Annotated in this window: 20 protein-coding genes; 9 read left to right on the top strand and 11 right to left on the bottom strand. The window is 69.0% G+C overall.

Annotation, left to right across the window (positions count from 1 at the left end):
* Positions 1-11 precede the first annotated feature (11 nt).
* From AC1DXJ_RS08635 to AC1DXJ_RS08620, 4 genes are all read right to left on the bottom strand, one after another.
* Positions 12-1,304, bottom strand: coding sequence for an adenosylmethionine--8-amino-7-oxononanoate transaminase (locus tag AC1DXJ_RS08635; protein ID WP_477636839.1), 1,293 nt, complete (start codon positions 1,302-1,304; stop codon positions 12-14).
* A gap of 25 nt (positions 1,305-1,329) precedes the next feature.
* Positions 1,330-1,527, bottom strand: a complete 198-nt coding sequence (bsaP, locus tag AC1DXJ_RS08630; protein ID WP_477636838.1) for a biotin synthase auxiliary protein BsaP — start codon at positions 1,525-1,527, stop codon at positions 1,330-1,332.
* A gap of 13 nt (positions 1,528-1,540) precedes the next feature.
* Positions 1,541-2,557 (bottom strand): biotin synthase BioB, encoded by a 1,017-nt coding sequence (gene bioB / locus AC1DXJ_RS08625; protein WP_477636837.1) that lies wholly within the window; start codon positions 2,555-2,557, stop codon positions 1,541-1,543.
* A gap of 70 nt (positions 2,558-2,627) precedes the next feature.
* A complete protein-coding gene (locus tag AC1DXJ_RS08620; protein WP_477636836.1) occupies positions 2,628-3,281 on the bottom strand; it encodes a TetR/AcrR family transcriptional regulator in 654 nt (217 codons plus the stop codon).
* A 59-nt stretch (positions 3,282-3,340) separates the two neighbouring features.
* On the opposite strand from AC1DXJ_RS08620, the gene AC1DXJ_RS08615 reads away from it, so the two are divergent.
* From AC1DXJ_RS08615 to AC1DXJ_RS08605, 3 genes are read left to right on the top strand one after another with little or no spacing between them, the layout of a single operon-like run.
* Complete coding sequence (locus AC1DXJ_RS08615; RefSeq protein WP_477636835.1) at positions 3,341-4,228, top strand: glutamate-cysteine ligase family protein; 888 nt, start codon at positions 3,341-3,343, stop codon at positions 4,226-4,228.
* Positions 4,225-5,196 (top strand): glutathione synthase, encoded by a 972-nt coding sequence (gshB, locus tag AC1DXJ_RS08610; RefSeq protein ID WP_477632560.1) that lies wholly within the window; start codon positions 4,225-4,227, stop codon positions 5,194-5,196. Before AC1DXJ_RS08615 ends, gshB begins: the two co-directional genes overlap by 4 nt.
* Positions 5,193-5,591, top strand: coding sequence for an MAPEG family protein (locus tag AC1DXJ_RS08605; RefSeq protein ID WP_477632559.1), 399 nt, complete (start codon positions 5,193-5,195; stop codon positions 5,589-5,591). The genes gshB and AC1DXJ_RS08605 overlap by 4 nt, the downstream gene beginning before the upstream one ends.
* Before the next feature lie 33 nt (positions 5,592-5,624).
* On the opposite strand, the gene AC1DXJ_RS08600 is transcribed toward AC1DXJ_RS08605, so the two are convergent.
* The 5 genes from AC1DXJ_RS08600 to AC1DXJ_RS08580 form a co-directional block, all read right to left on the bottom strand.
* The gene (locus AC1DXJ_RS08600) at positions 5,625-5,957 is read right to left on the bottom strand and encodes a hypothetical protein (protein WP_477615113.1); all 333 of its coding nucleotides are present in this window, start codon (positions 5,955-5,957) and stop codon (positions 5,625-5,627) included.
* A gap of 26 nt (positions 5,958-5,983) precedes the next feature.
* Positions 5,984-6,697, bottom strand: coding sequence for a spermidine synthase (locus AC1DXJ_RS08595; RefSeq protein WP_477636834.1), 714 nt, complete (start codon positions 6,695-6,697; stop codon positions 5,984-5,986).
* Positions 6,698-6,784: 87 nt separating this feature from the next.
* On the bottom strand, positions 6,785-7,267 hold the full coding sequence (locus tag AC1DXJ_RS08590; RefSeq protein WP_477636833.1) for an Hcp family type VI secretion system effector: 483 nt from the start codon (positions 7,265-7,267) through the stop codon (positions 6,785-6,787).
* A gap of 115 nt (positions 7,268-7,382) precedes the next feature.
* Entirely contained in the window at positions 7,383-7,961 is a 579-nt protein-coding gene (locus tag AC1DXJ_RS08585; RefSeq protein WP_477636832.1) for a hypothetical protein, read from the bottom strand.
* A 142-nt stretch (positions 7,962-8,103) separates the two neighbouring features.
* On the bottom strand, positions 8,104-9,309 hold the full coding sequence (locus tag AC1DXJ_RS08580; protein WP_477636831.1) for a hypothetical protein: 1,206 nt from the start codon (positions 9,307-9,309) through the stop codon (positions 8,104-8,106).
* A gap of 202 nt (positions 9,310-9,511) precedes the next feature.
* Between AC1DXJ_RS08580 and AC1DXJ_RS08575 the strand changes: the two genes are divergently transcribed.
* The gene (locus AC1DXJ_RS08575; protein ID WP_477636830.1) at positions 9,512-10,120 is read left to right on the top strand and encodes a hypothetical protein; all 609 of its coding nucleotides are present in this window, start codon (positions 9,512-9,514) and stop codon (positions 10,118-10,120) included.
* A gap of 292 nt (positions 10,121-10,412) precedes the next feature.
* Here AC1DXJ_RS08575 and glgP read toward each other — a convergent pair whose 3' ends face one another.
* Positions 10,413-12,992, bottom strand: a complete 2,580-nt coding sequence (gene glgP / locus AC1DXJ_RS08570; protein ID WP_477636829.1) for an alpha-glucan family phosphorylase — start codon at positions 12,990-12,992, stop codon at positions 10,413-10,415.
* A 131-nt stretch (positions 12,993-13,123) separates the two neighbouring features.
* On the opposite strand from glgP, the gene AC1DXJ_RS08565 reads away from it, so the two are divergent.
* From AC1DXJ_RS08565 to pgm, 5 genes are read left to right on the top strand one after another with little or no spacing between them, the layout of a single operon-like run.
* Entirely contained in the window at positions 13,124-15,250 is a 2,127-nt protein-coding gene (locus AC1DXJ_RS08565) for an alpha-1,4-glucan--maltose-1-phosphate maltosyltransferase (RefSeq protein ID WP_477636828.1), read from the top strand.
* The gene (gene treS / locus AC1DXJ_RS08560; RefSeq protein WP_477636827.1) at positions 15,250-16,959 is read left to right on the top strand and encodes a maltose alpha-D-glucosyltransferase; all 1,710 of its coding nucleotides are present in this window, start codon (positions 15,250-15,252) and stop codon (positions 16,957-16,959) included. Before AC1DXJ_RS08565 ends, treS begins: the two co-directional genes overlap by 1 nt.
* Entirely contained in the window at positions 16,952-18,388 is a 1,437-nt protein-coding gene (locus AC1DXJ_RS08555) for a maltokinase N-terminal cap-like domain-containing protein (protein WP_477615104.1), read from the top strand. Before treS ends, AC1DXJ_RS08555 begins: the two co-directional genes overlap by 8 nt.
* On the top strand, positions 18,385-21,114 hold the full coding sequence (gene glgB / locus AC1DXJ_RS08550; RefSeq protein ID WP_477636826.1) for a 1,4-alpha-glucan branching protein GlgB: 2,730 nt from the start codon (positions 18,385-18,387) through the stop codon (positions 21,112-21,114). Before AC1DXJ_RS08555 ends, glgB begins: the two co-directional genes overlap by 4 nt.
* Positions 21,111-22,754, top strand: a complete 1,644-nt coding sequence (gene pgm / locus AC1DXJ_RS08545) for a phosphoglucomutase (alpha-D-glucose-1,6-bisphosphate-dependent) (protein WP_477636825.1) — start codon at positions 21,111-21,113, stop codon at positions 22,752-22,754. The genes glgB and pgm overlap by 4 nt, the downstream gene beginning before the upstream one ends.
* A gap of 295 nt (positions 22,755-23,049) precedes the next feature.
* Here pgm and AC1DXJ_RS08540 read toward each other — a convergent pair whose 3' ends face one another.
* The gene (locus AC1DXJ_RS08540; protein WP_477615101.1) at positions 23,050-24,360 is read right to left on the bottom strand and encodes an ATP-grasp domain-containing protein; all 1,311 of its coding nucleotides are present in this window, start codon (positions 24,358-24,360) and stop codon (positions 23,050-23,052) included.
* Positions 24,361-24,375: the final 15 nt, after the last annotated feature.

The following is a 24,375-nucleotide window of genomic DNA, read 5'->3' as shown; positions in this document are numbered from 1 at the left end:
GTGCATCATCCTCAGCCGTGGACCGTGGCGACGGCCTGCACCATGGCGTCGCAGATGGCGGTCAGGTCTTCGGGGGTCGTGACGTAGGGCGGCATCGTGTAGACGAGGTCGCGGAACGGTCTGATCCACACACCTCGCTCCAGTGCCGCGGCGGTGAGCTCGGCGACGCGGGCCGGTTCTCGCAGCTGGATCACGCCGACTCCGCCGAGGACGCGGACCTCGGCCACAGCGTGAAGGTCCTCTGCGGGTTTGAGGCCGGTGGTCAGTCCGGTCTCCAGGTTGGTCACCTGGGTGGCGAAGTCGTTGTCCTGCAACAGGGTGAGACTGGCCAGGGCGACCGCGCAGGCCAACGGGTTGGCCATGAAGGTCGGCCCGTGCATCAACGCGCCCCCGGCCCGTTCGCTGCTCACGCCCTCGGCTACCGCGTCGGTGCACAACACCGCCGCCAGCGACAGGTAGCCGCCGGTCAGGGCCTTCCCGACGCACAGGATGTCCGGGACGACCGCGGCACGCTCCATGGCGAACATGGTGCCGGTGCGGCCGAACCCGGTGGCGATCTCGTCGAAGATCACCAACGCACCGTGCTCGCGCGCCAGCTCGGCCAGCACCTGCACCACGTGCGGGCTGTGGAACCGCATCCCGCCCGCGCCCTGGAGCAGCGGCTCCAGGATGACGGCGGCAACCTCGTGCGCGTGCGCCGCGTAGAGGCTGCGGGTCTCCCGCTCCCASGCCGCCATSGCCGGATCGTCAGCCGGGACGTCGAYRCCGGCCGGGGGAATGGGCGCGAAGACGTGCTSSGGGAGKAKGCCGGTGAACAGCGAGTGCATACCCCCGACCGGGTCSGTCACCGACATCGGGGAGAACGTGTCCCCGTGGTAACCACCACGGATCGTGAAGAAACGAGTGCGCCTGGTGCCGGCGCCGACGTGGAACTGCAGGGCCATCTTCATCGCCACCTCCACGGACACCGAGCCCGAGTCCGCGAAGAACACCCGCTGCAGGGCGGGTGGGGTCAGCGCCACGAGCCGCTCGGCCAACCTGACCGCCGGCTCATGAGTCAGGCCACCGAACATCACGTGACTCATCCGGCCGAGCTGTGCGCGCGCTGCCTCGTCGAGCTGTGGCACGGCATAGCCGTGGATCGCACACCACCACGACGACATCGCGTCGATGGCGTCCAGTCCTGAACCGTCCGGCATACGCAGCGACAGCCGGACGCCCGACGCCGACTCCACGAGGTATGCCGCGGAGGCGGTCCCGGCGGACGAGTACGGGTGCCAGACATGGTCCCGATCGAAAGCCATCAAACGGTCGCGGTCTGTCATCGCGTCAACCATCAGCGCGAATCTCTCCATGCACTGCACACTGCGCGGACCAGCCCCGAGGAAGGACCTGCACCTTCATCCGCCGACGGCACTGACCACAGAACCGAGGCGGCTCCAGCGCGAGGGCACGGTCGCAGGCGGAGTGGTCCGCCTCCTCCCGCGCCCGGCCGCAGCGGCCGCACCAAGGGTCCTCGCCCGGCATACCCGTCCCGCTCTCAGAACGTCTCGCTCAACGCCTTGATCGGCATCTCGAGCTCCGCGAGCAGGCTGAGGTCTTCCTTCGGGTCCCGGCCGAGCGTGGTGAGGTAGTTGCCGACGATGACGGCGTTGATCCCGCCGAGCAGGCCGTCACGGGTGCCGAGGTCGCCCAGGGTGAGCTCGCGCCCGCCGGCGTAACGCAGGATGGTGCGCGGCAGAGCGAGACGGAACGCGGCAATCGTGCGCAAGGCGTCGCCCGAGTCCATGACCGGCAGGTCGCCGAAAGGGGTGCCGGGACGCGGGTTGAGGAAGTTGAGCGGCACCTCGTGCGGGGCCAGCTCGCCCAGCTGGGCGGCCAGCTCGGCGCGCTGCTCGAGCGTCTCGCCCATGCCGACGAGCCCGCCGCAGCAGAGCTCCATGCCGGACTCCTTCACCATGAGGCAGGTGTCCCACCGCTCCTCGAACGAGTGCGTGGTCACGACCTGCGGGAAGAACGAGCGCCCGGCCTCGAGGTTGTGGTTGTACCGGTGCACGCCCATGTCGACCAGGTCGTCCACCTGGTCCTGCCTGAGCATGCCCAGCGAGGCGGCCACCTGGATGTCGACCTCCGCCTTGATCGCCGCCACGCCCTGTCGCATCTGGGCCATCAGGCGCGCGTCCGGCCCGCGCACCGCGGCCACGATGCAGAACTCGCTCGCCCCCGTCTCACGGGTCTGGCGCGCCGCGCGCACCAGCTCGGGGATGTCGAGCCACACCGAGCGCACCGGCGAGCTGAACTGGCCGGACTGGCTGCAGAAGTGGCAGTCCTCGGGGCAACCGCCGGTCTTGATGGAGACGATGCCCTCGACCTCGACCTCGGGTCCGTTGAACTGGAGCCGGACCTCGTGGGCAAGGGCCAAGAGCTCCTCGAGCTGGTCGTCCGGCGTCCTCAGCACGTCGAGGATCTGGCCGTAGGACAGGGGCTCACCGCGCTCGAGCACCTGCTCACGGGCGACCTGGAGGATCTCGCTGGCAACCGACTCCTCAATTGTCATGAGCCAGAGTCTGTCTCATGTGGGCGAGTGCCGTCAGCCAGTCTCACGCGCCGAACGTGCATGGCGAAGGTCACTCGTCGCCGTCCCTGAGCAGCTGCTGGGTCGCGGTGGACCGGACCCACTCGTAGTACCGGCGCTGGCTCCACCGCCGCATCCGCCGCAGCGTGCGGAACACCCCGGGAGACGTGAGGGTGTACATGATGTCCGCGGCGTCCGCAGCGCCCAGGCCCGGTCGGAGCTCACCTCGGTCGTGGAACCGCTGCGCCAGCCGGAGGTTGAGCTCGTAGGCGGCCTCGTTGCCGCGGGTGACGGTGCGTGCCAGGCCGGGGTCGACACCCGGCACGGAGTCGCCCATCAGGATGAGGTCGCCGGCCCGGTTCATCAGGTCGGTCGCGCCCTTGAGGTGAGCGGCCAGCGCCTCGCGCGGGTCGTCGATGGACCGCGCGGCGACCGCCTCGGGCCGGTCGACCGCCCGCACCCGGGACTCGTCACCCATCGTCAGCATGGCGATCGTGTGCCGGAGCAGGCCGAGCTTGGTGCCGAAGCCGTCATAGAGGGTTCGCTCTCCCACACCTGCGCGGTCAGCGACGTCCTTGAGCGTCGTCCCCTGGAACCCGCGCTCGACGAAGAGGTCCAGCGCTGCCTGGCGGATGCGAGCGCGTGTCTCCTCGGCCGCGGCCGTGCGGGCGGGCGAGCGGTAATGCCTCTTGACAGGGTCGGCCACGAGGGCCACTCTAACGGTAATTGACCGCAGTGCAACTGCGATGAAATGGAGAAGGACCGATGAGGGAAGCAGTGATTCGGGCGTTCAGCCCCACCCACGGGCCGCGACGGATCGGCGTGGAGCTCGAGATGCACGTCCTCGGCACGCCCCGCATCGATGAGCAGCTCGCCGAACGCGGCCACCCGTCATACGAGCCCGGCGGCCAGCTCGAGCTGAGCCTGCCGCCGCGGACCTCCGTCGAGGCGCTGATCCGAGAGGTCGACTGGAGCCTGGGCAGCGTCGCCGACAGCGCCGAGGCCACGGAGGTCGCGCTGACCGGCGTGGACCCCTGGCGCTCCCTGGCGCAGGTTCCCCTCGCCCTGCCGACGCCGCGATACCTGGCGATGCAGGACCTGTTCGACCGCACCGGCGACTCGGGACGGCGGATGATGCGACTGACCGCCTCGTTGCAGGTCTGTGTGGACCTGGTGCCCGGCCCCGCCGGTCGCGAGCAGTGGCTGGTCGCCAACCTCGCCGGGCCGGCCTTGGTGGCGGCCTTCGGCGGCTCGCTCGAGCGCACCCGCATCTGGCAGGGGATCGACCCGGCCAGGACCGGCTACGACGGCCGCCACCTGGACGTGCACGACCACATCGGCGCGTATGCCGCGTTCGCCTGTGCCGCCGAGCGGTTGCCGATCCCGGAGGCAGAGGACGACCAGTACCACCTCGGAACGATCTTCCCGCCGGTTCGCCCCCGCGGCGGGTACCTCGAGCTCCGGTACCTCGACTCCCAGCGACCGACGACCGAGCTGCTGGGCACCATCTGGGCCCTGATGTATGACGAGCGGTTGCGTCGCAACGCGCTCGACCTGCTGCTCCCCACGCTTCCGACGTACTGGGACCAGTGGCAGGCGGCCGACCCGAGCCAGCTCCTGGACCTGGTCGGCGCTGGGGAGGTGGCGGCGTGAGGACCGTGTTCGTGGTCGACCCGCTCCACGGGCTCGACGCCTCCCTCGACACGAGCGTCGGACTGATGCACGCCGCACAGGAGCTCGGCGTGGAGGTGTTTGCCGCCGAGGCACGAGACCTCGAGATCGTCGACGGACGCGCCGTGGCCCGGGCTCGCGCGCTCAAGCTCGCGCCGTCCACCCCAGCGGCCGGGTGCCGCTGGACCGTTCCGGACCCGTGGTACGACGCCGGGCCCGAGGAGCTGGTGCGGTTGGAGGACGTGCGCGCAGTGTTCATGCGCCTGGAACCTCCGGTCGACCTGGACTTCCTCGCCGCGACCTACGTGCTCGACCACGTCGACCTCAGCGGCACGGCGATCGTCAACGCCCCGGGCGGCCTGCGAGCCTGCAGCGAACACCTGCTCGGGCTGTCCTTCCCGGACCTCGTGCCACCGACGGTCGTGACCGCGCACGGCGAGACGATCCGCTCCTTCCTGGCCGAGCACGGGCGCATCGTCGTGAAGCCGGTGGACGGGTTCAGCGGACGCGGTGTCTTCCTGCTGTCGCACCACGATCCCAACCTCGCGTCGATCATCGAGACCTCCACGTCCGGGGGAGCTCGAGCGGTGGTCGCGCAGCCCTACCTGGCGCAGGTCGAGGCCGGAAACAAGCGGATCTACGTGCTGGACGGCGTCGCTGTCGGTGCCAGCATCAGGCATCCGGTGCCGGGTGACTTCAGGATCGTCAGCCCGGACGGGCCGGCCGAGCTCACTCCTCGAGACCTCGAGATCGTCGACCGCCTGGCTCCCACCCTGCGCGCCCACGGCCTGCGTTGCGTCGGCCTCGACGTCATCGGCGACCACCTCATCGAGGTCAACGTCACCTCACCCGGGGCGCTGCGCAAGGCCGACGCCCTGCTGGGCACGACGTACTGCGCCGACCTGGTCTCACACGTCCTCACCCACACCTCATGGAAGGCACCGTCATGACCACAGCCATCGTCTGCTCAGCCATCCTGGCCGCCGCGATCTTCGTCCTCGGCTTCAACGTCTCCCTGAACCGTGGCTACGCAGCCAAGCGCGGCGGCAGCCAGATGCCGACTGATCCTTCAGACCCGCTGCTGATCGCCCAACGGGCGCACGGCAACGCGACCGAGTACGTCCCGACCCTCATCGCCCTCTTCTTGCTGGTGGGATGGCTCTCGCCCGGGCCCTGGGCGTACGGGCTCATCGTCGCCGCCACCGCGTCCCGCCTCCTGCACGCCTACTCGATGCTCAGGTCCACGACCCTGGCGTCGGAGTCCGCGCCACGCATGACGGGCGCGATGGGAACCTACGCGTTCGGGTTGGCCCTCGCGGTGACCGCCGGGGTCGCGGCGTTCTGACCGTCGCGGCGTCCTGACGGTCGCGGCGCCTTCTCAGAGCTGCAGGATCCTCGCCGAGACCTCGTATGCCGCGGCCACACCTTTCGCGTCATGCAGGTCCCCCGGCGCCTCCAGGGCTGCCAGTGCATGCGCGCGCACCGCCGAGCCTGGGTCCGGTGCAACGAGGTCGAGGCACAGTCCAGCGACCACGGCGTCGGCGTCGTGTTCGTCCAGACCATCGAGGGCGAGGCCGTTGTAGAGCAACGTCGCCGCCTCCAGGAACACCTCCCGAGCCATCTCGAGGTCTACCTCCGGCCGTGCCTGTGCGACTGCCTCTGCGGTTGCCAGGAGCTGGTCGAACGGCGGGTCCACCGCGCTGGGCTGCATGGCGCGAGCCTCTCAGGGTGCACTCCTCACGACAACCGAATAAGCCTTCGCGGGCGGACCGCCAGGTACACGGTGTTGGCCGACTCGCCGCCCGTGAGCGGGTTGGGGAACGACACCACATGGGCGTCGGCGCGCTCGAAGGCCTCGCCCATTCGCCGCACCACCTCGGGTTCGGGTGGCTCGTCGGACCACAGCGCGAACGCCCCGTCGTCGGCAAGCATCGCGCCCACCCGCGCGAAGCCCTCGACCGTGTAGAGGTCACCATGGTCGTCGCGCAACAGCCAGTCGGGGGCGTGGTCGATGTCTACGAGCACCGCGTCATAGGTGCGGTCGGCGCGGCCGGAACGCACCACGTCGAAGAAGTCGTCGGGCACCAGGCGTACGCGCGGATCGGCGGCCAGTCCGTGGGTGTCGGGCAGCAGGTCGCGCTCGTGCCACGAGATGACCATGGGAAGGGCCTCGACCACGGTCAGCTCGGCGACCCGGTCGTCCTCGAGAGCGGCCACCGCGGTGTAGCCGAGCCCGAGCCCGCCCACCAGGACTGTCAGTGACGCGCCTGTCACGGCCGCGAGGCCGATCCGCGCCAGTTCCTGCTCGCCCGCGGTGAACTGGCTGGACATGAGGAAGTCGTCCCCCAGCTTGACCTCGTACACGTCCCGCTCCGTCACGCGGTCCCAGCGCTGGCGAAGGCTGATCTCCCCCCAAGGGGTGTCGCCCCAGTCGAGCTCCTGGATCCTCACCCACCGAGACTAGTGCCGGGGTGGGCGTGCGGCAGTTGTCGGACCACGCGAGGGGAGGTGGGGCAGGACCAGGCGGTGGCGCCCTGGCTAGCCCGCCTTGTTCGTCTTGAGGTCGTACTTGAAGTGGATCCCAGCCTCCAGCGAGCCATCCGCCTTCTGCGGCTTGTACTCCAGGTCGACCTTTGCGAACGACATCCCGACGCTCTCCATCGTGGCGTCCCCTTCGGCACTGACGCTCGTGGAGACGCTCGTCACGAGGAGGTCTGTCAGCGTGATGACGAGGTACTCCTGCTGGCCCTTGCCGGCCTTGCGCACCGTGATCGTCGCGTCCTTGACGTGCTCACCCGTGGCGCACGCCTTCATCAGGAGCGGAGAGGCCTTGTCGACGTGGTGGGTGAAGGTGAGGTCCTGGAAGCTCGCCTTGCCTGCCCCGCCCCCTCCCCCGTGACCGGCGGTGCCGGACTGGGACACCCCCCACGACCACGACAGGACCTCGATCTCGTCCTTGTGCTTGGCATCGCGGGACTCACCCTTGATCGTGCCGATCCTGGCGAAGATCGAGCTGGCCATCACACCGTCTCCTTGGCTGGGCTCACGGACTACCCCAAGGTCGACCTGTCGGTGTTCGCTGTCAACCTCGGCGGGCAGCGTGACGCGGGCCCGGTCCTCGCTCCCTCCGGCCCTTTCAGTGCCCGGCGGGGCAGGTCTGGTCCAGCCACGTCAGGACCTCTGGCGCGGGGGGAGGCAGCTGGTCCAGCGGCTCCGCGCCGTCGAGAGTCCGCAGCTGCGCCACCAGTGCGAGGGCGTGATCAACCGGGCGGTTGGGGACGTCCTGATCGGCGTCGTCGACGATCTTGAGCTGCAGTCGCCCGGAGAACAGGGTGAGCTGGCCGTCGAGCACCACGGTCGGCACCGACAGCCGGGGCTCGAGCCGCGCACAGGGAAAGCCGGCCGGCAACCGCTCCCAATCCTGGGTGCTGACAAAAGCCGGGGCCACGCAGTAGCCCTCGCGCCCCGGGTCGCAGGGGCCGTAGTGGGCCTCAATGTTGATCAGCGGTCCCTGGTTGTCGATCTTGACGATCCCGTCGAACCCGTATCCCGCGGCCTTGGGCCCCAGGTAGTACGCGATCCGCCCCTCAGCCGCCAGTTCTGCGGCAAACCGGGACAACTGATCCGGAGGCGCGCCTGTCACCACATCCCCCTCCACCCGGGATTCCTCGGCGGAAGGCGCCGTGCCACACGCACACAGGACCAGCGTCAGCACACCAATGACCGCAGGTGAGCCGTATCGCCAGGAGGGCCGGCGGGCCCGGAGGCGTGCGACTGGCGTGCGAAGCATGGTGGCTCCCAGTGGTCGTTCAGATCTGTGGCGGGTGGGCGGGCGCCGGCCGTCGGGTCAGGCTTCTTCACTTGATGGAGGCGAGTGCCTGCCTCAGCTGCGCTGGGGTCGGTGCCGAGTTGTAGCTGACCTTCACGGCCCCGTCCTTTCCGACGAAGGCCATGGTCAGCTGCTTGGTCAGGCCAAGGGCGTTCCGCAGCGTGGGTGTGGGGTCGTTGGCGATCGGCAGCGTGACGCCTGGTGGGACCAGCGGGAGCCCTGGCTTGCCCCTCTCGCCCACCTGGACCGCGAGCACGGGAGGCGTCGTGCCGTTCGATGTCATCTGTTGGAGGTTCTTGAGGGCGGACAGGCAGCCGGCGCAGGAGTCGGGCGAGTCCCAGTAGGTGTCTGAGTTGAAGAATGCGAGGACGTACGAGTGTCCGGCGTAGGTGGCCGAGGTCGCCCTTCCGGTGGTCAGCATCGCGAGGTTGAACGGCGGCACCTGCACAGTGCCCCCGGACGATGGTTTGCGCGCAGCGATGACGGTGGCACGTGAACCGGCCGGAGGAGTCGTGGAGAAGGTTGCCTTGTCCGGGCTCGGACGCTGCGTGAAGGTTGCTGCGTGCAGGGCCCCCGTCTCCAGCAGGACTCCCGTGTCCTTGTCGAACCAGTAGTCGGCGCTGGAACCGTCTTGCTGCTCGGTGGCGACCGTTGAACAGCGGTACCCGGCCGCGTCTCGCTTCAGGATGACTCGACCTCGACCAAGGGCGTCACAGGTGGTACCCGTCGTCGGTCCCATCAGCTCCCTGGACAACAGACCCAAACCATTCCATGCATCGGGGTGTTCGTTCACTGCCTCGTAGAGGACGTACTGCGGGCCCCCCATCGAGTCGAAGGTGAGCAGCCTGGTCCCGTCCCAGGTCTGCCTGACGACCTCCTCAGGGTCCTTGGCATTCGGGTCGTTGAACAAGGAGATGGTCACGGACGCCCCAACCCCGGAGGCAGCGATGACCGTCATCTCGACTCGTCCCGAGGACTCACCGCCTTCGCCTCCTGCGTCCTGCACGAAGGTGACCTCGGCGACCGGCGTCGAAGGGGCCTTGGTGGCAGTGGTGGGCGCCTCGGCCTTCGCGGTAGCGCTCTTGGCGACCGGCGCGTTGGCGTCTGACCCTCCGCAGGCCGTCATGGTCGTCCCGATGAGGGCCAGCGTGAACGCCCCGCTGGCCAACCTCGCCGCTCGCCGCGCCGGCAGGGTGGCGCTCGGTGGCCTTTCGTCGCGTGGTGTGGGAAGCATGTCGTCGCCTTTCATGGCCGGTGTGCAGCTTCAACAGTCCCGCCAGCAGCCGTTCCCGTCGTCCTCCCCAGGGCCCGCCTTTCGTCAGTTGTGGGGCCACAGCTGTGGACCCCAGGGCGACCCTGCGCCGCGGCTCCAGATGGGCGACGATTGGAAAATGGAACAGGGCGACCGTGACACCCGAGTCGTGAGGCTCCTGGGCGTGGGGTTTGCACTCCTCTTCACTGCATCGGCGACCGCCTTGCTCGGGGACGTGGTTGGCGCGTTCGCGGATGCCGCGTCGTCGTTCACCTACTTCGACAGCTCGGTCGAACGGCTTCGGCATGCTGCGGGCGGATACCTGCTGACACTCTCGGGCCTCCTCTTCATCGCCTTCGTCGTACGCATGACGCAGTCCCTCGACGCTCCTGGCTCCCGCAGCACCGAGAACCTCGTGGCGCGCCTGGCTGCAACAGCCTTCGCAGCGCTGGCCGGTGTGGCTGCCGCGGCGTTCGCGACGGTCTCGCTCAGCGTCGAGTTCGGTCGACTCACCGGCGACCCGGGCATCGAACAGGGACGGGAGCTCCTACCCCAGCTGGGATATGTCGTGATGTTCGTCCCGGCGGCGCTCTGCGCGGGGGTCACCGTCCTCCTGCTCGCTCGAGGTTCGGCGCGGACGAGGCAGCTGCCTCGATGGATGTGCGCTGCCGGGTACCTCGTCGCGACGGCGCAGCTCTTCAGCCTCTACACGGTGCCCCTGCTCCTCGTACCGCTGTGGGTGCTGGCCGCAGGCCTGAGCCTTCGCCATTCGCCCGCGGGGACGCAGCGCTGACCGTCCTCGACCTCACGTGCAGCCGCTGGCTGCATGCGTGGGAGTGACATCGGCGCCCCCGATCGGCAGGGAGCTCGCGCCGGCGGGCGTGCCAGCGGGCCCGCCGGGGTGGCGGGCTGTGGGGCGGGGTCATGGTCGCCAGGGTGGGGATGGCTTTGACCTTGGGGCTGTGGTCTCGAGCTGATCCCAGACGTTGTCCACAGGGGCCAGGCATGGGTATGCCGCGTGCGGACGTCCGCACGCGGCATACCTTGCTGCTGTTTGCCTGGCCGTTGACGACCTCAGGCGCGCCTCAGGCGTTGGCGACGAGACCGAGCTCGCTGGTGCTGGCCAGGCCCGAGTGCTTGGGGAGCACTCGGACGGTGTAGCCGAACGAGCCGGTGCGAGCCAGCGCGAGGTCGCCCGCGAACTGGTGACGGCCACCTTCGTAGGACTCGACGAGGACCAGCGACTGGGTGTCGACGTCACTCAGGTCGTCGCTGTCGTGGGCGTTGCCGTGCACGACCTGCACATCGACCTCGTCCGGCGTCAGGACGCCGAGCGAGACATAGGCGCGCACGTGGAGGGTCTCGCCGATCTGCGGGCTGTCCGAGACACCCGAGGACTCGACGTGGTCGACGTGGACGGTCGGCCAGGCCGCCTTGACCTTGGCCTTGTAGGCCGCCAGGTCGCGGGCACCGACGAAGGTCTTGCCGTTGAGCGACCACCCGGCCCGGGCGGCGGGCCCGTAGAGCTGCGTCGTGTAGTCGCGCACCATGCGGCTGGCCAGGACCTTGGGCCCGAGGGTCGACAGCGTGTGGGTGATCATCGAGATCCAGTTCTGCGGCAGGCCCTCGGCGTCGACGTCGTAGAACCTCGGGGCGACCGAGTTCTCGATCAGGTCGTAGAGCGCGGACGCCTCGATGTCGTCGCGGCGCTCGGGGTCGTCGACACCGTCAGCGGTCGGGATGGCCCAGCCGTTCTCGCCGTCGAACCACTCGTCCCACCAGCCGTCGAGGATGGACAGATTGAGGCCACCGTTGAGGGCGGCCTTCATGCCCGAGGTCCCGCACGCCTCGAACGGGCGCAGCGGGTTGTTGAGCCAGACGTCGCAACCCGGGTAGAGGTACTGCGCCATGGCGATGTCGTAGTTCGGGAGGAACACGATGCGGTGGCGGATCTCCGGGTCGTCGGCGAAGCGAACCATCTGCTGGATGAGCTGCTTGCCGGTCTCGTCGGCGGGGTGCGACTTGCCGGCGATGACGAGCTGGATCGGGCGCTTGGGGTCCAGCAGCAGTCGCTTGAGGCGCGCGGGGTCGCGCAGCATCAGGGTGAGCCGCTTGTAGGTCGGCACGCGGCGGGCGAACCCGATCGTCAGCACGTCGGGGTCGAGGATGTCGTCGACCCAGCCGAGCTCGGCCGGGCTGGCGCCACGCTTGGTCCACGACGACTTGGTGCGGCGACGCGCCTCGATGACGAGCTGCTCGCGCATGTCGCGCTTGGTCGCCCAGATGGCGTCACGCGGGACGTCACCGATGCGATCCCAGGCGTTGTCGCGCTCGATGTCGGTGGTGCCGAGGTGCTTCGCGGCGACCTCGTAGACCTTGCGGTCCACCCAGGTGCCGGCGTGGACGCCGTTGGTGACACTGGAGATCGGGACCTCGTCGTCGTCGAAGCCCGGCCACAGCCCGTCGAACATCTCGCGGCTGACGACACCGTGCAGCTGGGACACACCGTTGGCGCGCTGGCCGAGGCGTAGGCCCATGACGGCCATGTTGAACATGCCGGGCTGACCACCCGGGTAGTCCTCCGCACCCAGGGTCAGCAGCCGCTCCACGGGCACGCCCTCGACGGCGCGGTCGCCACCGAAGTGACGCGTGATGAGCTCGGCGTCGAACCGGTCGATGCCGGCGGGGACCGGGGTGTGGGTCGTGAACACGGTTGCCGCGCGGACGGCCTCGAGGGCCTCGTCGAAGGTGAGCCCGGCCGACTGAGTCAGCTCGTGGATGCGCTCGACGCCGAGGAACCCGGCGTGCCCCTCGTTGGTGTGGTAGACGTCCGGCACCGGCGCTCCGGTCAGTCGCGACCACAGCCGAAGGGCACGGACGCCACCGATGCCGAGCAGCATCTCCTGCTGGAGTCGCTGCTCGCCGCCGCCACCGTAGAGGCGGTTGGTGATGTTGCGCGCAGCGTCGTCGTTCTCAGGGACGTCCGAGTCGAGCAGCAGCAGCGGGACGCGTCCGACCTGGGCGCGCCAGACGTGGGCGTGCAGCTCGCGACCACCGGGCAGGTCGAGGGTGATGACGCAGGGGGTGTCGTCGTCCTCGCGCAGGAGGCTCAGGGGCAGCTCGTCGGGGTCCAGGACCGGGTAGGTCTCCTGCTGCCAGCCGTCGCGGTTGAGGCTCTGCTTGAAGTAGCCGGTCTTGTAGAAGAGACCGACACCGACGATCGGGACACCGAGGTCGGAGGCCGTCTTCAGGTGGTCGCCCGCGAGGATGCCCAAGCCACCCGAGTACTGCGGCAGCACCTCGGTGATGCCGAACTCGGGGCTGAAGTAGCCGATCGCCTTGGGGGCTCCACCCTCGACCTCGCCCGCCCACGCCTGGAACCAGCGCGGCTCCGTCAGGTAGGTGTCGAGGTCTGCCTTGGCTGCCGAGACGGCCGCGACGAAGTCGGTGTCGCCCGCGAGGTCGGTGAGCTCCTGCGGGGACAGGGCCGAGAGCAGCCGAACCGGATCCTTGCGGACCTTGTTCCAGCGCTCAGGGTCGATGCGCTGGAACAGGTCTCGGGTGGGTGGGTGCCAGCACCACCGCAGGTTGCTGGCCAGATCGCCGAGAGCGGCAATGGGCGCGGGCAGAACTGTACGGACGCTGAAGCGTCGGATCGCCTTCACGTGGGGCATCCTAAGCCCTCCAGCCCAATCCCAATGACGCGTTCTTGCAGAACTTTCAAAAAGTTTCAGCAACCGGGCCATCTGGGATCTGGGGAGGTGCGCGGGGCCCCAGACCGAGTAGCGTCGGGCGCGTGACAGCGACGCCACGTGCAACCAGACCTGACACTCCCGCCGCATCCCCCGCCAAGGGCACCAGCAAACGGCAACCGGGCGCGAGCACTCCCACGACAGCCTCAGCCCAGGCGCCGACCACGACTCCCCCACAGACTCCCATCGGCCGCATCCCGGTCCAGGACGTCAGCCCCGTCGTCGACGGCGGCGCCCGCCCGGCCAAGGCCGTCGTGGGCGAGCAGTTCACGATCGGCGCCACCGTCTTCCGCGAGGGACACGACGCGGTCAACGCCTCCGTCGTCCTCGTCGCGCCCGACGGCTCAGAGCGCGTCACCGCGATGACCTCGACCAACCCCGGCCTCAACACCTGGGCTGCCGTCGTCGAGCCCGACACCGAGGGCTGGTGGACCTACCGCGTCGAGGGCTGGTCCGACCCCTACGGCACCTGGGACCACGATGCGTCGATCAAGGTCGCCGCCGAGATCGACACCGAGCTGATGCTCGAAGAAGGCGCCCGCACCCTCGAACGGGCCCTGTCCGAGGTCACGCGCACCAAGGAGCAGCAGGCCGTCCTCAAGGACGCGGTCACTGCCCTGCGCGACACCCGCCGCCCGCCCCTGGCCCGGCTGCACGCCGGCACCGACCCCTCGGTGCGCGCCGAGCTGGCCGCCCGCCCGCTGCGGGACTACGTGAGCCCGTCCACGGCATACCCGTTGCTCGTGGAGCGTGAGAGAGCCCTGTATGGCGCGTGGTACGAGATCTTCCCGCGGTCGGAAGGTGCCGTGCAGGACCCGGCGACCGGAAAGTGGAAGTCCGGCACCCTGCGCACGGCGGCCGAGCGGCTGCCCGCGATCGCTCGGATGGGCTTCKACGTTGTCTACCTCACGCCGATCCACCCGATCGGCACGACGGCGCGCAAGGGTCCGAACAACACCCTCGGCGCCGGCCCCGACGACCCGGGCAGTCCCTATGCCATCGGCTCCCCCGACGGCGGACACGATGCGATCCACCCCGACCTCGGGACATTCGCCGACTTCGACTACTTCGTGGCGCAGACGCACGAGCACGGCATGGAGGTGGCGATGGACATCGCGCTCCAGTGCTCCCCCGACCACCCGTACGTGAAGTCTCACCCGGAGTGGTTCACCACCCGGGCCGACGGCACCATCGCGTACGCCGAGAACCCGCCCAAGAAGTACCAGGACATCTACCCGCTCAACTTCGACAACGACCCGGTCGGGTCGTACGCCGAGATGCGCCGCATGGTCCAGGTGTGGATCGACCACGGGGTCAAGATCTTCCGGGTCGACAACCCGCACACCAAGCCGGTCGAGTTCTGGCAGTGGATCATCGCCGACGTGGGCCGCGACCACCCCGACGTGATCTGGCTGGCCGAGGCGTTCACCAAGCCCGCGATGATGCACTCGCTCGGCAAGGTCGGTTTCCAGCAGTCCTACACGTACTACACCTGGCGCAACCAGCGGTGGGAGCTCGAGGAGTACGTCAAGGAGCTCGCCGGCGACGCCGCGGCCTACATGCGGCCGTCGTTCTGGCCCACGACGCACGACATCCTCACGCCCTACATGCAGTTCGGCGGCCCCTCGGCCTGGAAGCTGCGCGCGGCCCTGGCCGCGACCCTGGTCCCCACCTACGGGATCTACGCCGGCTACGAGCTCATCGAGCACGTCGCCCGTCCCGGTGCAGAGGAGCAGATCGACAACGAGAAGTACCAGTACAAGAACCGGCACTGGGAGGACTACGAGCCCGGTGGGGCCAAGGAGGGGCAGTCCCTCGCGGGCTACCTGACGATGCTCAACCAGATCCGGCGCGAGCACCCGGCGCTGCACTGGCTGCGCAACATCACCTTCCACCACGTCGACGACGAGAACATCATGGCGTTCTCCAAGCGGAGGATCCTGCCCGACGGCACGGACGACACCATCGTGGTGGTCGCCAACCTCGACCCGCACAGCACGCGCGAGTCGGCCATGCATCTGGACATGCCCGCGCTCGGCCTCGACTACCACGACGGGATCGCAGCCCAGGACCTGGTCACGGGGGCGTCGTGGCACTGGGGGGAGCACGTCTACGTCAGACTCGGTCCCGAGACCGAGCCCGTCCACATCGTCGCAATCCGGAGGTTCTGATGCAGGGTCTCAACCTCGCCCAACCCGGTCTGAAGAACGACCCCGAGTGGTTCAAGACCGCGGTCTTCTACGAAGTCCTCGTCCGCGGTTTCGGGGACTCCAAGGGCTCGGGCTCCGGCGACTTCACCGGGCTGATGGGCCGCCTCGACTACCTCGCCTGGCTGGGCGTCGACTGCCTGTGGCTGCCGCCCTTCTACGCCTCGCCCCTTCGTGACGGCGGCTACGACATCGCCGACTACACCGCGGTCCTCCCCGAGTTCGGCACGCTGCCTGACTTCCAGGAGCTCGTCTCCCAGGCCCACGCCCGGGGGATCAGGGTCATCACGGACTTCGTCATGAACCACACGAGCGACCAGCACCCCTGGTTCCAGGCGTCCCGGTCCGACCCCGAGGGTCCCTTCGGCGACTTCTACGTGTGGTCCGACACCGACGAGCCCTACTCGGACGCGCGCATCATCTTCATCGACACCGAGGTGTCGAACTGGACGTTCGACCCGGTGCGCCGGCAGTTCTTCTGGCACCGGTTCTTCGGCCACCAGCCCGACCTCAACTTCGAGAACCCCGCCGTCCACGAGGCGATGTTCGACGTCGTGCGGTTCTGGATGGACATGGGCATCGACGGCTTCCGCCTCGACGCGGTCCCCTACCTCTACGAGGAGGAGGGCCACAACTGCGAGAACCACCCGAAGACCCACGAGTTCCTCGCCAAGCTCCGCAAGATGGTCGACACGGAGTACCCCGGTCGGATCCTGCTCGCCGAGGCCAACCAGCCCCCGGCCGACGTGGTCGACTACTTCGGCACCGAGGAGGAGCCGGAGTGCCAGATGTGCTTCCACTTCCCCGTCATGCCGATGCTCTACTACTCGCTGCGTGAGGAGAAGGCCGCCCCGATCATCGACGTGCTGGCCGACACCCCCGAGATCCCGCCCGGCACCCAGTGGGGCACGTTCTTGCGCAACCACGACGAGCTCACCCTCGAGATGGTGACCCCGGAGCAGCGCGCCGCGATGTACGGCTGGTACGCACCCGACCCCCGGATGCGCGCGAACGTCGGCATCCGGCGTCGGCTGTCCCCCCTGCTCGACAACAGCAGGGCCGAGATCGAGCTCATCCACGCGCTGCTGCTGTCCCTGCCGGGTTCGCCGTGCCTCTACTACGGCGACGAGATCGGCATGGGCGACAACATCTGGCTCAACGACCGTGATGCCGTCCGCACGCCGATGCAGTGGACGCCCGACCGCAACTCCGGATTCTCCTCGGCCGATCCCGGCAAGCTCTACCTGCCGGTCGTTTCGTCGCTCGTCTACCACTACAACAACGTGAACGTCGAGGCCCAGATGGCCAGCAGCTCCTCGCTGCTGCACTGGGTGCGCGCCATGCTCGAGATCCGCAAGCGTCACCCCGTGTTCGGTCGAGGCGACTTCGAGGTCTGCCTGTCAGACAACGACGGCGTGCTGTCGTTCCTGCGCGTCGAGTGGGACCACGTGGACGGCACCGACTCCGAGGCCGTGCTCTGCGTCAACAACCTCTCGAGCCGGCCGCAGGCGACGACGATCCGGGTGCCCGACGAGTTCAAGGGCGCGCACCTCGCTGATCTGTTTGGCGGGCAAGGCTTTCCGAAGATCACCGACGACGGCACCATCACCCTGACGCTTGGTTCCCGTGACTTCTTCTGGCTCCGCCTGGTGCCAGGTGCAGCGCATGGCTGAGATCCACGACGCAACCCTCTCCCCGACCAAGATCGAGCTGGTCGGTCCGTGGATGGCGCGCCAGCGCTGGTATGCCGCGAAGGGTCGGCTGCCGGTGCTGCGCAAGGTCTGGTCGTGGCGGCTCGACGACCCCGCAGGCGCAGTGGGCATCGAGACGTTGCTCCTCGTCGACGAGGGCGGGTCCACGCCGGTGCTCTACCAGGTGCCACTCACCTACCGCGGCGCCCCGCTCGAGGGCGGTCAGCACGCGTTGGTCGGCACGTTGGAACACAGCGTCCTCGGCACCCGCTGGGTCTACGACGGCACCCACGACCCCGTGTACGCCGCCCAGCTGCTCGCCCTGATCCTCGAACAGGCCGCGCCGCAGGCGGGGGGCGTCTCCGACACCCCCGAGCCGGCCGTGGTGTCGAGGCGTCACCCGTCGTGGACGTCCGAGACCGTGCTCACGTCGTCAAAGGTGCTGTCCGGTGAACAGTCGAACACCTCCATCGTGTTCGACTGCGCGGACGCTGACGGAACGCCGAAGCCGTTGATCTGCAAGGTGTTCCGCATGTTGCATGCCGGGGAGAACCCCGACGTCACCGTGCAGGGCGCCCTCTCCGAGGCCGGCTCGACGAGGGTCCCCACCATGGTCGGCACGGTCAGCGCCACCTGGCCGGGGGTCAACGAAGGCGACGAGCCGGCATACGGACACCTGGCGTTTGCGCAGGAGTTCTTCCCGGGCACGGAGGATGCCTGGCGCGTCGCGCTGAGGGCGGTGGCCGCCCACGAGGACTTCACCGAGGCGGCCCACCAGCTGGGTGCCGCCACCGCGGAGGTGCACGCCCGCCTCGCCGAGGTGCTCCCGACCGAACCCGTGACTCCCGAGGCGATCGCCGCGGTCGCAGCCGGCATGCGCGGACGCTACATCGCGGCAGCCTCCGAGGTCCCGGCGCTGGCCGCCCACGAGCACCGCATCGCAGACGTCTTCGACCGGGCCGTCAACGCGAGCTGGCCTGCGCTGCAACGCATCCACGGCGACTACCACCTCGGGCAGGTGCTCAAGGTGGCCGAGCGCGGCTGGGTGCTCCTCGACTTCGAGGGCGAGCCCCTGCGGCCCCTGGCCGAGCGCAGCCTGCCCGACCTCGCCGTGCGCGACATCGCCGGCATGCTTCGCTCGTTCGACTACGCGGCTGGCTCGTGGGAGCAGTCCCACCCCGGCGGCAGCGCCCGCGACTGGGCGGCCAGCGCCCAGCAAGCCTTCCTCGACGGGTATGCCGCGCAGTGCGGTCGCGATCCCCGCGAGGACGCGGCGCTGCTCATCGCGTTCCAGCTGGACAAAGCCCTCTACGAGGTCGTCTACGAAGCCAGGAACAGGCCCACCTGGCTGACCATCCCCACGGCTGCCGTGGTCCGACTGCTGGACGACGCGAGAAAGGACCTGACATGAGTCCACGGTTCGGCAAGAAGAAGCAGAAGTCCGGCTCCACCGACGAGGTGGCTACGGAGGAGACAGCGCAGGAGTCGACGGCGACCGATTCGACGGAGTCGACGACGACCGACTCGACGCAGTCCACGGCGACTGAGGAGTCCGTCGCCCCCGAGCCCACGACGACCGAGGAGCCCGTCGCCCCCGAGTCCTCGGACGAAGCGCAGGGCCCTGACGCGGAAGACACCCCGGACGGAGCTGGGTCGGCCGCGGCCGAGGAGCCCACCCGCACGTGGTTCGGCCTGCCCGACCCCGCCGAGGCGATTGCTGCCGAGACGCCCGCCGCGGCGACCCCGCCCGCGGAGGCCGCCGCCTCGGGCGCCCCCTCGGCCGAAGGCCCGGCGGTCGATGAGCCTGCTGCCGGTATGCCTGCTGTCGAGGTGCCTGCTGGCCCCCCGGCCGAGACGCCGACCAGCCGCTCGGCTGCCCGCCGCTCCGCCTCGCGCCAGGCCGTCGAGCCGCCCGTCGAGCGCGAACCCGAGCCGGTGCCCGTCCCCACGACACCCGCCGAAGCGATCAGGGCACTGGCCGACGGGCGGCACCAGCAGCCGCACGACCTGCTCGGCCACCACCTGGAGGACGACGGGCTGCTCGTGCGTGCCTACAAGCCGTTCGCCTCCGTGGTCGCCGTGCGTTTCCAGGACGGCGAACGGATCGAGCTCGCCCACGAGTCCGACGGGGTGTGGGGCGGCATCCGCCCCGGAGCCACCGAGACCCAGGACTACCGCCTGATCGTGGCCTACGGCGACGGCATCGAGCACGAGATGGACGACCCCTACCGGTTCGCCCCCACGCTCGGGCCGATCGACCTCCACCTCATCGGTGAGGGCCGGCACGAGCAGCTGTGGACCGTGCTCGGCGCCCACGTGCGCGAGTACCCGGGCCCCATGGGCACCGTGGTCGGCACCTCGTTCGCCGTGTGGGCTCCACGCGCCCAGGCCGTGCACGTCGCCGGCGACTTCAACGGCTGGGACACGCGCAGCCACTCGATGCGGCTGCTCGGCGAGTCCGGGGTGTGGGAGCTGTTCATCCCCGGTGTCGGCGACGGCACCCTCTACAAGTTCCTGGTGCGCGGCGCCGACGGCAAGGTCCGCGAGAAGGCCGACCCGATGGCCCGCGCCACGGAGCCGCCGCCTGGTCGGGCCTCGTCGGTCGTGCAGTCCCGCTACAGCTGGAGCGACGACGAGTGGATGACGCAGCGCGCCGAGAACGACGTCCACACCGCGCCCATGAGCGTCTATGAGGTGCACCTCGGGTCGTGGCGCAGCAACCACGGCTACGTCGCCCTCGCGGAGCACCTGGTCAACTACGTCGCTGACCTTGGCTTCACGCACGTCGAGTTCATGCCTGTGATGGAGCACCCCTACCCGCCGTCGTGGGGCTACCACGTGACGAGCTACTACGCCCCGAGCGCGCGGTTCGGCCGACCGGACGAGTTCCGTTACCTCGTCGACCGGCTGCACCAGGCTGGGATCGGCGTCATCCTCGACTGGGTGCCCGGGCACTTCGCCACCGACCCGTGGGCGCTGGCCCGGTTCGACGGGCTGCCGCTCTACGAGCACCCGGATCCGCGCAAGGGCTGGCACACGGAGTGGGGTTCCTACATCTTCGACTTCGGCCGGATGCAGGTGCGCAACTTCCTCGTGGCCAACGCGGTCTACTGGATGGAGGAGTTCCACGTCGACGGTCTGCGGGTCGACGGCGTCGCCTCGATGCTCTACCTCGACTACGCCCGCAAGGACGGCGAGTGGGTCCCCAACATCCACGGGGGACGCGAGAACCTCGAGGCGGTCGACCTGCTCCAGGAGGCCAACGCCACGGCATACAAGCGCGTGCCGGGGATCGTGATGATCGCCGAGGAGTCCACGTCCTGGCCGGGTGTCACCAAACCCACCAGCACGGGCGGACTCGGGTTCGGGCTCAAGTGGAACATGGGCTGGATGAACGACTCCTTGAAGTACCTCAAGGAGGACCCGATCCACCGGCAGTACCACCACCACCTGCTGACCTTCTCCCTCATGTACGCGTTCAGCGAGAACTACCTCCTCCCGATCAGCCACGACGAGGTCGTCCACGGCAAGGGCTCCCTGCTCCGCAAGGTCCCGGGCAGTCGCTACGACCAGCTGGCAACGGTGCGGGCCTTCCTCGCCTACATCTGGAGCCACCCTGGCAAGCAGCTGCTCTTCATGGGCACCGAGTTCGCCCAGGAGGCCGAGTGGGCCGACGGCCGGCAGCTCGACTGGTGGCTGCTCGACCACGCGGCGCACTACCGCGTGCACAACCTGGTCAAGGAGCTCAACCGCGTCTACCGCGACAACGAGGCACTGTGGGCGCTGGACTCCGACCCTGCCGGTTTCGAGTGGCTCAACGCGGATGACAACGCCTGGAACACGTACTCCTACCTGCGATTCGGCACCCAGGACCGTCAGGGAGCCGTCGTCGCGGTCGCGGTGAACTTCGGTGGCCTGCCGAGGGACCCGCTGCGGATCGGCGTCCCGCGGGCCGGTGACTGGAAGGTCATCCTCGACACGAGCGGCTACGACGAGTTCGGCACGCCGAGCCAGGCAGAGGTCGTCGTGACGGCACAGGAGCACGGCGCCAACGGCCAGCCCTACTCCGTCGAGGTCAGGGTCGCATCCCTCTCGGCGGTGTACCTGGCCCCGGTCGACACGGCGGCAGACCGATGAACCACCCGCGCGCAGGTCAGCCGGCCCAGCCCTCCGACCTCGTCGACGTCGCCCATCTCGTCACGGCCTACTACACCCTGGTGCCCGACCCGGAGGACATCGACCAGCAGGTCGCCTTCGGCACGTCGGGCCACCGTGGGTCGAGCCTGAAGACGGCGTTCAACGAGGCGCACATCCTCGCCACGACCCAGGCCATCTGCGACTACCGCAAGTCCCAGGGCTACGACGGCCCGCTGTTCATCGGGCGCGACACCCACGGCCTCTCGGAGCCCGCCTGGGCATCGGCCCTCGAGGTGCTGGCGGCCAACGACGTGATCGTCCTGGTTGACGACCGAGACGGCTACACCCCGACCCCGGCCGTCAGCCATGCCATCATCCGCGCCAACGAGGGCCGCACGAGCGGCGCCGTCCTGGCCGACGGCATCGTGGTCACCCCCTCCCACAACCCGCCGGCCGACGGAGGGTTCAAGTACAACCCGCCCCACGGCGGCCCTGCCGACAGCGACGCCACCAAGGTGATCGCGGCGCGTGCCAACGAGCTGATCGCCGGCGGCCTCAAGGATGTCCGTCGCATCCCGTTCAGCCGGGCCCGTGCCCACGCCCAGCCCTACGACTTCCTGGGCAGCTACGTCGACGACCTGCCGAACGTGATCGACCTCCAACGGATCAAGGACGCCGGCGTACGCATCGGCGCTGACCCGCTCGGCGGCGCGGCGGTGCACTACTGGGGTGAGATCGCGGAGCGCCACGGACTCGACCTCACCGTGGTGAACCCCCTGGTCGACCCGACGTGGCGCTTCATGACCCTGGACTGGGACGGCAAGATCCGGATGGACTGCTCCTCCCCCTTCGCCATGGCCTCGCTGATCTCGCGCAAGGACGACTACGACATCGCCACGGGCAACGACGCCGACTCCGACCGGCACGGCATCGTCACCCCCGACGGCGGGCTGATGAACCCCAACCACTTCCTCGCCGTCGCGATCCAGTACCTCTTCGGGGGTGCCCGCCCCGACTGGCCGGCCGACGCGGCCATCGGCAAGACCCTGGTGTCGTCCTCGATGATCGACCGGGTGGCCGCCGACGTCGGCGGGCGCCTCGTCGAGGTGCCGGTGGGCTTCAAGTGGTTCGTGCCCGGCCTCATCGACGGAAGCTTCGGCTTCGGCGGTGAGGAGTCCGCGGGAGCGTCCTTCCTGCGCCGGGACGGCAAGGCCTGGACCACCGACAAGGACGGCATCATCCTGGCGCTGCTCGCCTCCGAGATCCTCGCCGTGACCGGCCAGAGCCCCAGCCAGCACTACCGCGAGCTGACCGCGAAGCACGGCGACCCGGCATACGCACGGATCGATGCTGCTGCAACGCGTGAACAGAAGGCCAAGCTCGCGGCCCTCTCCCCCGGCGACGTGGCTGCGGACTCCCTTGCGGGGGAACCGATCACGGCCAAGCTGACGCAGGCACCCGGCAACGACGCGGCCATCGGTGGCCTCAAGGTCACGACGGAGAGCGCCTGGTTCGCGGCGCGCCCATCAGGGACCGAGGACGTCTACAAGATCTATGCCGAGTCGTTCAAGGGCGCCGACCACCTGGCCCAGGTGCAGGCCGAGGCCAAGGAAGTCGTCGGCGCGGCCCTCGGTGCCTGACCGAAAGGTGAGGGCAGGCTGAGAACGATCGCCCTCCCACAGCCCATTCCACCTGGTCGCTGTCCGCTGGTTCGCTGTGAGTTCCTGTGCCGGGGAACAGAATTCGGCCCGCGCCGGTTGGGACCTACATGACGCCCTCGAACGACGCACGCCAGCCCGGGCCTCGCAGCTTCCCCCGCCGAGGCGACACCGGCCCCAACCTCGTCACCCTCGACCGACTGCGCGGCTTGCGCCGCCCCCGGTTGATGCAGCCCGAAGCACGCCGCCACCAGCTCCCGCAGGAGTGCCGCGCCTGCTAGTCCGCCACGGCAGGTGCGGGGCCGCTCACGACGGTCTCGTCGACGGCCGAGCTGCCGGACCCCAGGCGTGACTGCTCGTCCTTGACCCACATCCGGGTGAGACCGCCGAAGTGTCCCTCGAACTTGTCCCACTCGTGCTGGGGATAGGTCGTCTGGATGGTCTCGGTCAGCAGGCTCCGGAAGTCGGGTGAGTCGACCCACTCGAGCACCATGTCGTCGATGTTCGGGAGGGCGACCTCGCAGAACTCCCGGTAGCGCTCGGTGTCGAAGTGGTCGTCGGCCAACCCCTGGTATGCCGCGAGCTTGGCCCCGTAGTCGAGCGCGTCGTCGTCGGCGATCTCGAACCACGGCCCGGTGTCGACCTGGGTGCGCGCCTTGCGGCCGGTGGCGACGCAGAACACCGACCACTTCAGCAGCGCCTTCATGGCCCACGGGAAGTAGTAGTGCAGCGAGGTCACCGCCACGTCGGGACACGCGTTGGCGTAGTCGATCGGGTAGACGACGCCGTCCTTGACCAGCATCTCGCAGGAGTTGAACTCCCACCGGAAGAACGCGTTCACCGTCTGGGCGATGGTGACCGCCTCGGTGCCCACGCCCTCGCCCAGGAAGCCGTGCTGCACGGCATACCTGTTGTGCATCGGCTCGTCGGGCTGGAACTTCATCACCATCGTCTCGGGCCCGATGGTGAGGGCTCTCGCGAACACCTCGAAGTCCTTCACGGACGCCTGCAGGTGCATCAGCATCTCGCCGGAGTCGTCGTAGGCACTGTGCAGGTCCTCGACGTTCTTGACCTGGGACACGCCGCGCCAGCCACCGCCGTCGAACGGCTTCATGAACAGCGGGTAGCCGATCTCCTCAGCGATCGCGTCGAGGTCGAACTCCTTGTTGTACCGGGCCGCGGTGAAGGCCCAGCGCGCGTTGTCGATCGGGTTCTTGTAGGGCACCAGCACGGTCTCGGGGACGTTCATCCCCAGGCGCAGCAGCGCGCAGTAGGCCGAGTGCTTCTCCATGGACTGGAACGTGAACGGGCTGTTGAGCAGGTAGACGTCGTCCATCAGCGCGGCCTTCTTGAGCCACTCTCGCGGGTGGTAGTACCAGTAGGCCAGTCGGTCGATCACGAGGTCCTGCCGTGGTTTGTCACGCAGGTTGAACGGCTCGATCGTCATGCGTTCGGTGTTGACGTGGTGGCTCGTCCCGTCGGGCCCCTTCAGGACGCCCAGCCGACCCGCGAGGGTCTCGAACGCGCGCGGCCAGTCACCTTCCGCGCCCAGCAACAGTCCGATGAGGTGTTCCTGCGTCTTTGCCATGCACCCCATCCTGTC

The organism is Pedococcus sp. P2_D9 (genome assembly GCF_056404275.1).
Note: the sequence above shows the minus strand (reverse complement) of the source record. Positions and strands in the feature narration are given on the sequence as shown.

Bases quoted from the DNA above. Each gene is read 5' to 3' on its own strand.
- AC1DXJ_RS08580 (WP_477636831.1), bottom strand. From the start codon at position 9,309: ATGCTTCCCACACCACGCGACGAAAGGCCACCGAGCGCCACCCTGCCG.
- glgB (WP_477636826.1), top strand. From the start codon at position 18,385: ATGAGTCCACGGTTCGGCAAGAAGAAGCAGAAGTCCGGCTCCACCGAC.
- AC1DXJ_RS08590 (WP_477636833.1), bottom strand. From the start codon at position 7,267: ATGGCCAGCTCGATCTTCGCCAGGATCGGCACGATCAAGGGTGAGTCC.
- treS (WP_477636827.1), top strand. From the start codon at position 15,250: ATGCAGGGTCTCAACCTCGCCCAACCCGGTCTGAAGAACGACCCCGAG.
- bsaP (WP_477636838.1), bottom strand. From the start codon at position 1,527: ATGCCGGGCGAGGACCCTTGGTGCGGCCGCTGCGGCCGGGCGCGGGAG.
- AC1DXJ_RS08540 (WP_477615101.1), bottom strand. From the start codon at position 24,360: ATGGCAAAGACGCAGGAACACCTCATCGGACTGTTGCTGGGCGCGGAA.
- AC1DXJ_RS08615 (WP_477636835.1), top strand. From the start codon at position 3,341: ATGAGGGAAGCAGTGATTCGGGCGTTCAGCCCCACCCACGGGCCGCGA.
- AC1DXJ_RS08605 (WP_477632559.1), top strand. From the start codon at position 5,193: ATGACCACAGCCATCGTCTGCTCAGCCATCCTGGCCGCCGCGATCTTC.
- pgm (WP_477636825.1), top strand. From the start codon at position 21,111: ATGAACCACCCGCGCGCAGGTCAGCCGGCCCAGCCCTCCGACCTCGTC.
- AC1DXJ_RS08555 (WP_477615104.1), top strand. From the start codon at position 16,952: ATGGCTGAGATCCACGACGCAACCCTCTCCCCGACCAAGATCGAGCTG.
- AC1DXJ_RS08600 (WP_477615113.1), bottom strand. From the start codon at position 5,957: ATGCAGCCCAGCGCGGTGGACCCGCCGTTCGACCAGCTCCTGGCAACC.
- bioB (WP_477636837.1), bottom strand. From the start codon at position 2,557: ATGACAATTGAGGAGTCGGTTGCCAGCGAGATCCTCCAGGTCGCCCGT.